General features: G+C 64.6%; 13 protein-coding genes. 8 read left to right on the top strand and 5 right to left on the bottom strand.

Annotation, left to right across the window (positions count from 1 at the left end):
* Positions 1-118: 118 nt before the first annotated feature.
* A complete protein-coding gene (locus tag JJB99_RS33970; RefSeq protein ID WP_200496451.1) occupies positions 119-1,588 on the top strand; it encodes an AMP nucleosidase in 1,470 nt (489 codons plus the stop codon).
* A gap of 81 nt (positions 1,589-1,669) precedes the next feature.
* The gene (locus JJB99_RS33965; RefSeq protein ID WP_200496450.1) at positions 1,670-1,945 is read left to right on the top strand and encodes a DUF1488 family protein; all 276 of its coding nucleotides are present in this window, start codon (positions 1,670-1,672) and stop codon (positions 1,943-1,945) included.
* Positions 1,946-2,116: 171 nt separating this feature from the next.
* On the opposite strand, the gene JJB99_RS33960 is transcribed toward JJB99_RS33965, so the two are convergent.
* Entirely contained in the window at positions 2,117-2,599 is a 483-nt protein-coding gene (locus tag JJB99_RS33960; RefSeq protein WP_200496449.1) for a CinA family protein, read from the bottom strand.
* 144 nt (positions 2,600-2,743) lie between these two features.
* Here JJB99_RS33960 and JJB99_RS33955 point away from each other — a divergent pair, with 144 nt between their 5' ends.
* The 3 genes from JJB99_RS33955 to JJB99_RS33945 are packed head-to-tail and all read left to right on the top strand — an operon-like array spanning position 2,744 to position 5,350.
* Positions 2,744-3,802 carry an amidohydrolase family protein gene (locus tag JJB99_RS33955; protein WP_200500427.1) on the top strand — a complete coding sequence of 353 codons (1,059 nt, stop codon included), beginning with the start codon at positions 2,744-2,746 and terminating at the stop codon, positions 3,800-3,802.
* 25 nt (positions 3,803-3,827) lie between these two features.
* Positions 3,828-4,937: an amidohydrolase family protein gene (locus JJB99_RS33950; RefSeq protein WP_200496448.1), complete on the top strand. Its 1,110-nt coding sequence runs from the start codon at positions 3,828-3,830 to the stop codon at positions 4,935-4,937.
* On the top strand, positions 4,937-5,350 hold the full coding sequence (locus JJB99_RS33945; RefSeq protein ID WP_200496447.1) for a Rieske (2Fe-2S) protein: 414 nt from the start codon (positions 4,937-4,939) through the stop codon (positions 5,348-5,350). Before JJB99_RS33950 ends, JJB99_RS33945 begins: the two co-directional genes overlap by 1 nt.
* Positions 5,351-5,445: 95 nt before the next feature.
* Here JJB99_RS33945 and JJB99_RS33940 read toward each other — a convergent pair whose 3' ends face one another.
* Together JJB99_RS33940 and JJB99_RS33935 are read right to left on the bottom strand one after the other, a co-directional pair.
* Positions 5,446-6,771, bottom strand: coding sequence for an MFS transporter (locus tag JJB99_RS33940; protein WP_200496446.1), 1,326 nt, complete (start codon positions 6,769-6,771; stop codon positions 5,446-5,448).
* Positions 6,772-6,913: 142 nt separating this feature from the next.
* Positions 6,914-7,813 (bottom strand): transcriptional regulator GcvA, encoded by a 900-nt coding sequence (locus JJB99_RS33935; protein ID WP_200496445.1) that lies wholly within the window; start codon positions 7,811-7,813, stop codon positions 6,914-6,916.
* 110 nt (positions 7,814-7,923) lie between these two features.
* Here JJB99_RS33935 and JJB99_RS33930 point away from each other — a divergent pair, with 110 nt between their 5' ends.
* On the top strand, positions 7,924-8,127 hold the full coding sequence (locus JJB99_RS33930; protein WP_200496444.1) for a DUF1127 domain-containing protein: 204 nt from the start codon (positions 7,924-7,926) through the stop codon (positions 8,125-8,127).
* Positions 8,128-8,202: 75 nt separating this feature from the next.
* Positions 8,203-8,826 carry a GNAT family N-acetyltransferase gene (locus JJB99_RS33925; RefSeq protein WP_200496443.1) on the top strand — a complete coding sequence of 208 codons (624 nt, stop codon included), beginning with the start codon at positions 8,203-8,205 and terminating at the stop codon, positions 8,824-8,826.
* 198 nt (positions 8,827-9,024) lie between these two features.
* Here JJB99_RS33925 and JJB99_RS33920 read toward each other — a convergent pair whose 3' ends face one another.
* Positions 9,025-9,855 carry an enoyl-CoA hydratase gene (locus JJB99_RS33920; protein WP_200496442.1) on the bottom strand — a complete coding sequence of 277 codons (831 nt, stop codon included), beginning with the start codon at positions 9,853-9,855 and terminating at the stop codon, positions 9,025-9,027.
* Between the two features lie 119 nt (positions 9,856-9,974).
* On the bottom strand, positions 9,975-10,676 hold the full coding sequence (locus tag JJB99_RS33915; protein ID WP_200496441.1) for an SDR family NAD(P)-dependent oxidoreductase: 702 nt from the start codon (positions 10,674-10,676) through the stop codon (positions 9,975-9,977).
* Between the two features lie 245 nt (positions 10,677-10,921).
* Here JJB99_RS33915 and JJB99_RS33910 point away from each other — a divergent pair, with 245 nt between their 5' ends.
* The gene (locus JJB99_RS33910) at positions 10,922-12,706 is read left to right on the top strand and encodes an acyl-CoA dehydrogenase family protein (RefSeq protein ID WP_200496440.1); all 1,785 of its coding nucleotides are present in this window, start codon (positions 10,922-10,924) and stop codon (positions 12,704-12,706) included.
* Positions 12,707-12,724 lie beyond the last annotated feature (18 nt).

Genomic DNA, 12,724 nt, shown 5'->3' with positions numbered 1-12,724 from the left:
CTCCGCTTCATGCGCAGCGACCCTCCCCCTCCAGGGAAGGGTAAGAAGCGCCGCAATGACGGCGTGGCTGCGAGTTTGCTATACTTGCAGCAGCAAACAGCAACCCGGCGGTCGACCCATGCAATCTCTCCCCACCATCGCGACCGAGTCCTTCAGCGATGCAGCGGGCGCGGTCGCCCGGCTCGAAGAGATCTACGAGCGCAACACCAAATTCCTGCGCGACCGGTTCGAGGCCTATGTCGGCGGCGAGGCGGTCACGGTGCGGGTGCGGGCCTATTATCCCTTCGTCCGTGTCACCACCGCGACGCATGCGCGGCTGGATTCGCGTCTGTCATACGGATTCGTCGCCGGCCCCGGCGTGCACGAGACCAGCGTGACGCGGCCGGATCTGTTCCGCGCCTACCTCACCGAGCAGATCGGCCTCCTGATCCAGAACCACGGCGTGCCGGTCGAGATCGGCGAATCCGCCGAGCCGATCCCGATCCACTTCGCCTATCGCCGCGACATCAACATCGAGGCCGCGATCACCACCAGCGAGAACTCACTCATCACGCGCTCGCTGCGCGACGCGTTCGACGTGCCGGATCTTGCCACCATGGACGATTCCATCGCCGACGGCACTTTCGAGCTCAAGCCCGGCGCGCCGGAACCGCTGTCGCTGTTTCGCGCCGCCCGCGTCGATTACTCGCTGCGCCGGCTCTATCACTACACCGGCACGGACCCCGAGCATTTCCAGAACTTCGTGATCTTCACCAACTACCAGTTCTATGTCGATGCCTTTGCGCAGCTCTGCCAACAGCGGCTCCAGTCCGGTGAGGCCGGTCTCGACTCCTTCGTCGCGCCAGGCAACGTGATCACCCGCAGCGGCGGTGCGACCAGCGGGGTGGCGCCGGTACGCGCACCGCAGATGCCGGCCTTTCATCTCGTCACGCCGGGCTATCGCGGCATCACCCTGATCAACATCGGCACCGGTCCTTCCAACGCGCGCAACGTCACCGATCATGTCGCGGTGCTGCGGCCGCATGCCTGGCTGATGCTCGGCCATTGCGCCGGCCTGCGCAACACGCAGCGGCTCGGCGACTATGTGCTCGCGCATGGCTATGTGCGGGAGGACCATGTGCTCGACCGCGAGCTGCCGCTCTGGGTGCCGATCCCGGCGCTGGCCGAGATGCAGGTTGCGCTCGAAGAAGCGGTGGAGGACGTCACTGGCCTCCAAGGCTTTGAGCTCAAACGCCTGATGCGCACCGGCACGGTGGCAAGTGTCGACAACCGCAATTGGGAAATTTCGGGCCCCGACGTGATCCGCCGCCTGTCGCAATCGCGCGCGGTCGCGCTCGATATGGAATCGGCCGCGATCGCCGCCAACGGCTACCGCTTCCGTGTCCCCTATGGCACGCTGCTCTGCGTCTCCGACAAGCCGCTGCACGGCGAAATCAAGCTCGCCGGCATGGCCAGCGAATTCTATCGCCGCCGCGTCGGCCAGCATCTCGAGATCGGCATGAAGGCGCTGGAGCGGTTGAAGCAGCAGGAATCGGAGCGTCTGCATTCGCGCAAGCTCCGCAGTTTCGCCGAGGTCGCGTTTCAGTAGGACGACGACGATCCTCTTTGCTGCTGACAAGCCGCGATATTTTCAGCATTGTCCGGCGCGGGGCTCGACCGGGACGATTTGATGCCGCTGACGCGCGACAGGATCATTGGCCATGACCTCGAACGGCTGGCCTTTCGCTTCACCATGCTGAACGATGGTGACGTCGTGGACTGTCAGATCAGCGACGCCGCGATGGATGAACTCGCGGGCATGCAGGGCACCGAAAGCAGCGCGCGCCAGGCGCAGTTCCTGTCGCTGCGCGAGACCATCGAGCGGATCGCATCGGATATCTATGACGAGGCGCCGCGGGTCCCCGGATATGTGGTGCGGATTTTCATGCGGCATTTGGCAATGTAGCTGCCGCTCCACTCTCCGCTGTCATGCCCCGGCTTGTCCGGGGCATCCAGTACGCCGCGGTCTATCAATTCAATCGCGACCGCCTCGGAGTGCTGGATCGCCCGGTCAAGCCGGGCGATGACAGCAGTTGGTGGCAAAGCTGTCCCGACTCACTTGAGCGGTGCAGCGGGATCACTCCTCCAGCTTCCTCAGCAACAGCCGCATCGCCGTCGTCGCGAACACCTGCATGTTCGCGAACCGGTCGCCGTTCGCCGTCTCCAGCGTCATCACCTCCGTCGCGGGGCCGGCGACTGCCATGCAGCTGTGACCGGCGGCATCGCCGTAGCGGTTGCCGGTGGGGCCGGCTGCGCCGGTCTCGGAGAGGCCCCAGTCCGAGCTGAAGCGGCTGCGCATCCGCTCGGCGAGCAGTTTCGCGTAGGGCTCCGACGAGGAGCGGAGGTCCTTCATTGCTTCATCCGAAATATCCATCAGCACGCGCCGCGCGTCGCGGGTGTAAACGACCGCGCCACCGAGGAAATAGGCGGACGCGCCAGGTACGGCGAGCAGGCTCGCCGCGATCAGGCCGCCGGCGGAGGATTCGGCGACAGCAATGGTCTGTTTGCGCGCGATCAGTTTGGCGGCAACCTGTTCGGCAATGCCGATGAGCTCTTTCATCCCTTTGACCCCTCATGCCTTCGCAACTGAGCTAAGCCTTCCTAGCATATGACAGAAGCTTTGCCTGAGTTGCAGGCGGCGGGCAGGCCTGCTTCAATGGCAGACAAGAAGAGACATGCGAAGAAGCGTGAGAAGGGAGACGTGATGGCGTCCCTGATCGCCGGTGGGGTGGATTGCGACGTGCATCCGGCCGTGCCGCATCTGACAAGCCTGCTGCCGTACCTGAACGACTACTGGCGCGATCAGGTGACGACCCGCGGCATGGTCGACCTTGTCTCGCAATCCTATCCGCAGAATTCGCCGATCGTGGCGCGCCCCGATTGGCGGCCCGAGAAGGGCAAGCCGGGCGAAAGCCTTGAGGACATGCAGCGCCATGTGCTCGATCCCTTCCAGCTCGACCTTGCCATTTGCAATCCGCTCTATGGCGTGCAGATGGTGTTTTCGGAGGACATGCAGGCGGCCTTCTGCCGCGCGCTGAACGACTGGCTTGTGAAGGAGTGGCTGGATCGCGATTCTCGGCTGCGCGGCTCGATCGTGATCCCGACGCAGAGCGTCGAGAAATCAGTCGCCGAGATCGAGCGCTGCGCACCGGACAAGCGCTTGGTGCAGGTGCTGATGCTTGTCATGGGCGACATCCCGCTTGGCAAGCGGGCGCTATGGCCGATCTATGAGGCCGCGGAACGCTTGGAACTTGCCGTCGGCATCCACGCCGGTTCCGCCTATCACAATCCACCGACTGCTGTGGGGTGGGGTTCCTATCACATCGAGGATTATGTCGGTCAGGCCCAGGCGTTCCAGACGCAGCTCACCAGCCTGATCGTCGAGGGCGTGTTCGCCAAATATCCGCGGCTGAAAATGGTGATGCTGGAATCCGGCGTGTCCTGGATCTCGCCTTATCTCTGGCGCCTGCACAAGTTCTGGCGCGGGGTGCGGATGGAGACGCCCTGGGTCGATCGCGCGCCGCTCGACATTGTGCGCAGCAACATCCGCTTCTCGTTGCAGCCATTTGATGCGCCGTCGGAACCTGAGACATTAATTCGCCTGTTTGAGCATATGCAGTCGGACGAATTGGTCCTATTCTCCACGGACTATCCGCACTGGCAGTTTGACGGCCAGGACGCGCTGCCGGAGGGTCTGTCCCCCGATCTCGTGCGCAAGATCATGATCGATAATCCGCATGCAACCTATCCCCGCCTGACGTGAGCCCGCTGCCAAAGGAGGCAAGGCGATGAATATCCAGTTCCGCGAGAGCCAAGAAGCCGCTTCCCCCCTGACGACAAAGACCGCGATTGCGGACTGCGACATCCATCCGGCACGCGCCACCCGCACCGAGCTTTATCCCTATCTCGCCAAACGCTGGCAGCATCACCTCGAAGTCTACGGTGTCCATGCCTATCAGGGCATGATGGAAGGCCCGCCCTATCCAAAAGCCCAGCCCAACGCCTCGCGCCGCGACGCCTATCCGCCGGAAGGCGGTCCACAGGGCTCTTCGCTCTCCTTCATGCAGCAGCAGCTGCTCGATCCCAACAACGTGCAACTCGGCGTGCTCAACCCGCTCAACACCGGGCAGGGCATCCGCAACCACGAGCTCTCGGCTGCGCTGTGCTCGGCGATCAACGACTGGCAGATCGACAAATGGACCAGCAAGGACAAACGGCTGAAGGCGTCCATCGTCGTCGGCAACGAGGACGGGCTGTCCGCCGCCGCCGAGATCCGCGAACGCGCCGGCGACAAGAATTTTGTCCAGGTGCTGCTGCTCAGCCGCAATGTCGAGCCGCTCGGGCAGCGCCGCTACTGGCCGATCTACCAGGCTGCGGAAGAGGCGGGACTTCCGGTCGGCGTGCACGCCTTCGGCTTCGGCGGCAATCCGATCACGCCGTCGGGCTGGCCGAGCTACTACATCGAGGAGATGGTCGGCCATTCGCAGTGCCAGCAATCGGCACTGGCCAGCCTCGTGCTGGAAGGCGTGTTCGAGCGCTTCCCGAAACTGAAGATGGTGATGATCGAGGCCGGCTTCGGCTGGGCGCCGTCGCTGGCCTGGCGGCTCGACAAGACCTGGCAGCGGCTGCGCAGCGAGGTGCCGCACGTCAAGCGCCCGCCGTCGGAATATATCCGCGAGCAGGTGTGGTGGACGACGCAGCCGATGGAAGACCCGGAGCGGCGCGAAGATCTGTTCGACGTCATCAAGTGGATTGGCTGGGACCGCCTCTTGTTCGCCACCGACTATCCGCATTGGGACTATGACGAGCCGTCGCGTGTCTTGCCGGCCGGCGTGAGCGAAGCCAATCGGGAGGCGTTTTACCTCGGCAATGCGAAGAAGCTGTACGGCATTTCCTGATGGCAAGACATGTCATCGCCCCGGTAGACGAAATGCCGCCCGGCACGCGAAAATTCCTGGAGATCGACGGACGGCCGATCGCGGTCTTCAACATCAAAGGCGAATATTTCGGCCTGATGAATCGCTGCCCGCATCAGGGCGCGGCCCTGTGCGAGGGCCCGCTGATCGGCCTCGCGCAATCGAAGGACCCCGGCGAGATCGAATATACCAAGCTCGGCGAGATCATCCGCTGCCCCTGGCACGGCTGGGAGTTCGACATCCGCACCGGCCAGTCCTACTGCGATCCCCGCCGCTTCCGCGTGAAGGCCTATCCGGCCCATGTCGAGCCCGGCGCGAGCGTGGTGAAGGGCCCGTATGTTGCGGAGACGATCCCGGTGAAGGTCGAGAGCGATTACGTGGTGGTGGAGTTGTAGTCCCCGCTGTCATTCCGGGGCGGTCCGCAGGACGGAATCCGGAATCTCGAGGTTCCGGGTTCGATGCTTTGCATCGCCCCGGAACGACACCGACATCAAAGCCCCGCCACCGGCTCCGCCACCGGATCATACGTCGGCACCGCCTTGCCGCCGCCGCGATAGACGATCAGCGCGGCGATGATGCCGAGCACGGCCGCGAACATCAGCCAGACGCCGGGCGCGGCCTTGTTGCCGGTGTAGCCGATCAGCAGGGTCGAGGCGAACGGCGTGAACGTGCCGAACAGGGCGGCCGCGAGCGCGAAGGCTAGCGAGAAGCAGGTCGTGCGCACATGCGCCGGCACGATCTCGACCAGCGCGCCGAGCATGGTGCCGCTGTACATGCCGAAATAGAACGAGAACATCATCTCGACGGTGAGCAGCTTGCCGAACGTCGGCGCAGCCACCAGCCAGCTCAGCGCCGGATAGGCGGTGAGCAGTGACAACGTGGCGATGCCGATCAGCACCGGCTTGCGGCCGATCCGGTCGGACAATGCGCCGCCGACCGGATTCCAGATGAAGTTGGTCACGGCCACGAGCAGCGTCACCAGCAGCGCATCCTGCGTCGACAGTTTCAGCACGGTCTTGCCGAAGGTCGGCGTGTACACCGTGACGAAATAGAACGTCGTCGTGGTCAGGATCGCGATCATCATGCCGAGGAGCACGATGCGCCAGTTGGCGAGCGCGGAGGCGAACACTTCGCTTGCGGTCGGATGCTTCTTCATCGCGAGGAACGCCGGCGTCTCCTCCAGCGTCCGCCGCAGGAAGAAGATCAGGGGAATGATCAGGCAGCCGACGAAGAACGGAATGCGCCAGCCCCAGGCGGCCACGGTGTCGGCCGGCATCACCTCGGAGAGGAGATAGCCGAGGATCGAAGCCACGAAGATCGCGACCTGCTGGCTCGAGGACTGGAACGAGGTGTAGAAACCGCGATTGCCGGGCGTCGAGATTTCCGCGAGATATACCGACACGCCGCCGAGCTCGACGCCGGCGGAGAAGCCTTGCAGCAGACGACCGATCAGCACGATGACCGGCGCCGCGATGCCGATGGTCGCATAGCTCGGGCAGAACGCGATCACGACCGTGCCGATGGCCATGATGCCGAGCGTGACGATCAGGCCCTGGCGGCGGCCGATGCGGTCGATGTAGGCGCCGAGCACGATCGCCCCGACCGGCCGCATCAGGGCGCCGAGCCAGAACACGCCGAAGGTGTTGAGCAGCGAGGCGGTCTCGTTGGTCGAGGGGAAGAACGCCTTGCCGATCGCGGCGGCATAGAAGCCGAACAGGAAGAAGTCGAACTGCTCGAGGAAATTGCCCGATGTGGCGCGCAGGATCGCGCCGATGCGCGACTTGATTGCGGGCGGATTGGTTGCTGGTCCAGCCATGGCGTTGCTCCCCTTCAAGACGTGGCCGGACCGGAACTGATTTCACGGCAAGGCGACAGATTGATGCTGCGACAATCTGCCGTACCCCTTCCCGCGCGAAACGCTGGGAGTCAATTGAATTTGCCGCGGAAGCTGATGATTTTCAGGTCTTATTTTGCGTTGCAGCGACGATCCATTGGCGGAACGCGGCGAGCTTCGGCGCCTCGCGGCGGCCTTCCGGCGCGACCAGGTAGAAGCCGGCATCGGCCGGCAGCGCGATCTTGAAGGGCACGACCAGCCGGCCCTTGGCGATATCGTCCTGGACGTAGGACGTCCGTCCCATCGCCACGCCGATGCCGTCGATCGCGGCCTGGATGGTCATGAAGATCATGTCGAAGGTGATGCCGGGCTGCCTGGCGATATCGGACGGCAGGCCCGCCGCGGTCAGCCACAGCCGCCAGTCGTCGCTATTGGCGTTGGAGGTGTGCAGCAGCGGGTAGCCGCGGAGATCCTCGGGTTGCCGGAGCGGCTTGTCGCCGCGCAGCAGTGACGGGCTGCACACCGGAAACAGCTCGTCGGCCATCAACCAGTCGGCGCGCAGGCCCGGCCACTGACCGCGGCCATAGCGGATCGCGGCGTCGACATTGTCGCGCTGGAAGTCGACGAGGCTGGTCGACGTCGTGATGCGGACGTCGATGCCGGGATGCTGCTCCTGGAAATCGGTTAGCCGGGGCAGCAGCCATTTGGCCGCGAGCGAAGCGAGGGTCGAGACCGTCAGCACCTTGTCGTCGTCCTTGCGCAGCAGGCGGTCGGTGGCAAGGCGCAGGTCGTTGAAGGCGGCGCGGACGCCCGGGAGGTAGTCGCGGGCCTCCGGCGTCAGGGCCAGCGCGCGGTTCTGCCGGATGAACAGGCGGATGCCGAGCTCCTCCTCGAGCCGGCGGATTTGATGGCTGATCGCGGTCTGCGTCACGTTCAGCTCGCTCGCCGCCAGCGTGAAGCTGAGATGGCGCGCGGCGGCCTCGAACGCCCGCAATCCGTTCAGGGAGGGCAATCTGGCAGTCATCTGGCAGCAGGATGCATGAGCTTATTTCATGCGAAAAGGTACAAATTGTCGTTTGTCGCAGCGCACTCACAGGCAGATATTAGCGGTCAAGTTAGCTCGAGGAGCTGAAAATGTCTACGCTGACCCAGAATTCAATGACAAATCATCATGCACCCGGCCTGATCCAGCAGGTCAGTGAGACGCTTCATGTCTGGCACGAGCGCTACCGCACCCGCCGCGAGCTCAGCAACTGGACCGCCCGCGATCTCCAGGATGTAGGCGTGTCCTGGACCGACATCGCCTTCGAGGCTGAAAAACCCTTCTGGCGGGCCTGATTGGCCGCCAGGCCGGCGCCGCCTAAACAGGGGCGCCGGCGGTCCTTTTTGCCCGGTCCTTTTGGGGCACGTGTCATGAGCACCCTCCGCCTGGACGACCTCAAGCAACATCGGGATGCGCTGCGCACCCGGCAGGGCGAGGCCCTCAACCTCCGCTTCGTCGAGCCGCGCGACACCGAGGAGTTCCAGCACTATTTCCGCTCGCTCTCGACCCGCTCCCGCTACAACCGCTTCTTTGGCGCGATCAGCGAATTGCCGAAGGGCCTGCTGAGCGAATTTCTCGACATTGGAGCGCACGACCGCTTCACGGTGGTTGCGACCATGATGGTCGATGATTTCGAGACCATTGTCGCCGAAGCGCGCTATGCCCTTCATGCCGAGACGTTGACGCTCGAGTTCGGCCTCTCGGTCGGCGACCGTTGGCAGGGCCACGGCATCGCCACCGCGCTGATGAAGAATCTGGAATGCCGCGCCGCCGCGCTCGGCGCCGAGCACATGTTCGGCGAGACGCTGCGCTCCAATGAAACCATGATCTCGCTCGCGCGCAAATCCGGCTTCGCCTTCATCAATCATCCTGACGACTGGAAGCTGGTGCGCTTCGACAAGGAGATCGACGTCGCGCCGAAGGACATTCCCTGCGCCAGCTGGCGCCTCGCCGCCCTTTCCCGTCAGGCCGCAAGCCCCTCAGCCTCGGCCTGACACCACTCCGAGCCCGGCCTGGCCAAGCCAGAGCCGGGCTTTTTTTCCGCCAGTGGTTCATTCCGGGGCGCGCGTAGCGCGAACCCGCAATCCATTTCACCGCGCGTCTTGCGGTCCAATGGATTCCGGGCTCGATGCTGCGCATCGCCCCGGAATGACAGCCGGTTAGGTCTGCCTGTCCTTGAGCATGGGCGCGTCCTACTTCCCCGTGAACACCGCCTTGCGCTTCTCGATGAAAGCCTGCACCGCCTCCTTGTGGTCGGCCGTCGTGGTGAGGCGGACCAGCCGTTCCGCTTCGTGGTCGCGGGCGGTCTCGAAGTCGAACAGCAGGGCCTCGTCGAGATTGTCCTTCATGTAGCGCAGCGCGAGGCGCGGGCCTTCGGCGAGCGACTTTGCCAGCGCGAAAGCCTCAGTCTGCAATTTGTCGTCGGGGACGACGCGGTTGACGAGGCCGATCGCCTCGGCCCGCGCGGCATCGACGCGATCGCCGGTGAACATTAATTCGCGCGCCCGCGCGGTGCCGACGAGCCGCGTCAGCAGCCAGGCGATGCCGTAATCGCCTGACAGCGCGACGCGGGCATAGCCGGTGGCGACGAACGCCGATTGCGCAGCGATGCGGATGTCGCAGGCCATGGCGATGGCGAGGCCGGCGCCGACCGCGGGACCCGGCAGGGCGGCAATGGTCGGCTTGCGCACCGACACCAGCGCGCCGGTGAGCAGCCGCTGCCGCTCCTGGAGATCGGCGACCTTCTCGTCAAAGGACATTTCGAGCTTCTTCGGGTCGCGATGCGCGCCCATGCCCTTGACGTTGCCGCCGGCGCAGAACGCCTGGCCCGCGCCGGTGATGAGCAGCGCGCCGACATCCGGGCTTTCGCCGCAGCTCCGGATCATCGTACGCAGCGCCGGCGTCAGCGTGTCCGACAGCGAATTGCGCGCCTCCGGCCGGTTCAGCGTGATCACCGCGACGCGGTCGCGGATGACGCAGAGCAGTTCGCTGGTGCCAGTGTCGATGGTGGTTTCCGTGGTCATGTCGCCTCCCTTTTTCCCGTCATTGCGAGCGAAGCGAAGCAATCCAGAACGTCTCCGCGGAAATAGTCTGGATTGGTCGCTTTGCTCCTCGCAATGACGGTTATTGTGACATTATCGTCTCAAAACTTCTCCACCCAGGGCCGCAGCTCCAATTCCCAGCTCCAGGCGCTGCGCGGCTGCTGCAATACGTTCCAGTAGCTCTCCGCAATGGCATCGGGATCGAGCATCGAATCCGGCTTGTCGGCTGGTTCGCCGCGCGCCGCGCTGCGGATGCCGCCGTCGATGACGAAATGCGCGACATGGATGCCTTGCGGCGAGAGTTCGCGCGCCATGCTTTGGGCGAGACCGCGCAGCGCGAACTTGCCCATCGCGAACGGCGCGGACTGCGCATAGCCCTTGACGCTGGCGGACGCGCCGGTGAACAGGATCGCGCCGTGCTGGTTCGGCAGCATGCGTTTGGCGGCCTGCTGCGCCACCAGGAAACCGCCATAGGCGCTGACTGCGATTGCGTTCGCGACGTCGGCCGGGACCAGGTCGACGAAGGGACCGCGCGAGCGGCCGCTGGCGTTGTAGACGACGAGGTCGGGCGTGCCGATCTCGCGCTCGACGAGGCCGAACAGGCGCTCGACCTCGTCAGGCTCGGCGGCGTTGCAGGCATAGGCTTTCGCACCGGTCTCGGTGCAGAGCGCGCCCAGCTTCTCGACCTTGCGTGCGGCCAGCGCGACGCGGATTCCTTTCGCGGACAACAGCCGCGCCAGCGAGGCGCTCAGGCCTTCGCCGGCGCCGACGATGAGGGCGATCTTGTATTTCGGATGTTCCATGGTGTGATCTCTGGCGTGATCTCTTGGGACGGGAAGCCGCTGATCTATGCATGGTCCCTACGGACAACCAGCCGGAGCGCCGGTCGGCCTGATCACAATTCCGCAGAGCGAATTGCTCTTTCAGGGCGATCATGCCTCCCTGACAATTTGCGGCTTTATCCGCCCTTGCGCCTGGAGCATGATCGACATCATTCAACGCGGCAAGCGATAAGAATTGCCGCCGGGCGGAAACGAAGAGGACGATCATGCACAAGCCGGTCACCGCGCAGCCAAACCGTGTCGCGGCCGAGCCATCCGGCCTGCTGGCGCCCGATACAACGGGCATGAACTTCTACCGCGCAGATCCCGCGTTGACGGATCTGCTTCGCATCCATCTGTCGGACAATCTGTTCCGTCACATCGAGCCGCATCTCGATCGCCTCGGCCAGCTTGCGGGAGGACGGCTCGATGAGTGCGCGCGGCTCGCCGATCGGCATACGCCGGTGCTGCACCAGCGCGACAAGTTCGGCCGCGACGTGCAGTGGATCGAATATCACCCGGCCTATCGCGAGCTGGAGAATGCCGCGTTCGGCGAATTCGGCATCCACGCGCTGTCGATCCGCAAGGGCATCATGGGCTGGCCGGACAAATATCCGGTCGTGGCCAAGCACGCCTTCACCTTCCTGTTCAACCAGACCGAATTCGGCATGGGCTGTCCGATCAACGTCACCGACGGCTGCGCAAAGCTGCTTGCGAATTTCGGCAGCGAGGCGCTGAAGGAAAAGTATCTCGACGGTCTCACCCAGACCGACATGAGCAAGCTGACGCAAGGAGGCCAGTTCATGACCGAGAAGGAAGGCGGCTCCGACGTCGGCACCCTCATGACGACGGCGGTGCAGGAGGGCGACCATTGGCGCCTCCACGGCGAAAAATGGTTCTGCTCGAACGCGGACGCCAAGGTCGTGATGCTGTTGGCGCGCCCCAAAGGCGCCGGCCCCGGCACGCGCGGCGTCGGCCTGTTCCTGATGCCGCGCTTCCTCGATGACGGCGCGCAGAACCACTACCGGATCGTGCGTCTGAAGGACAAGCTCGGCACCCGCTCGATGGCCTCGGGCGAGATCAAGCTTGAAGGCGCGATCGCCTACGCGGTTGGCAAGCTCGACCGCGGCTTCGTGCAGATGGCCGAGATGGTGAACTCGTCGCGGCTCTCCAACGGCGTCAAATCCACGGCGCTGATGCGCCGCGCCTATCACGACGCGATGACGGTGGCGAAGAACCGCGTCGTGTTCGGCAGCCGCATCATCGACCTGCCGCTCGGCCGGCGCCAGATGCTGAAGATCATGCTGCCGGTCGAGCAGGCGCTGTCGATGAGTTTCCTCACTGCCGACGCGCTCGACCGTGCCGAGGCCGGCAGCCAGGATGCCGCGGCGCTGCTGCGCATCCTCACCCCGACACTGAAATTCCGCGCCACGCGCGATGCGCGAAAGGTCTGCGGCGATGCGCTCGAGATGCGCGGCGGCATCGGCTATATCGAAGAATTCGCGACACCCCGGTTACTCCGCGATGCGCATCTCGGCTCGGTCTGGGAGGGCACTGGCAACATCGTGGCGATCGATGCGCTCCGCCGCGCGGTCGGCCGCCACGGCGCCGAATCTGCGCTGGCGGCCGATCTGCATGCGCGGCTCGACGACAGCGCCTCGGTGCCGCAGGTCTGGCGCGATAAATTGCGCGGGCTCGCCGATCGTGCCGTCGGCTTTGCGCGCGAAGTCGCAGGGAAGTCGGAGAACGAAGCCGACGCGCGTCGCGCCACCAGCCTGTTCTATCACGTTGCAAGCGCGGTGGCGCTGGCCTGGGAAGCGCATCGCATCCACGCCATGCGCGGCGATGCGCGCCGCCTGCTGCTGTCGCGGCTCGTGATTGACCATCGCGTGGCGCCGACCGATCCGTTCCGGCTGACGGAAAATGCCGCGCAGGCGAAGATCGCAGCACTGCTGCTCGGTGATCGCGATGCCGGGATGAGCGAGGTTGGCGAACTGGTTCTGGCAGCGTAGGCTCTTCACCTCTCCTTG

It is taken from the genome of Bradyrhizobium diazoefficiens (assembly GCF_016616235.1).
GTDB lineage: Bacteria > Pseudomonadota > Alphaproteobacteria > Rhizobiales > Xanthobacteraceae > Bradyrhizobium > Bradyrhizobium diazoefficiens_H.
Note: the sequence above shows the minus strand (reverse complement) of the source record. Positions and strands in the feature narration are given on the sequence as shown.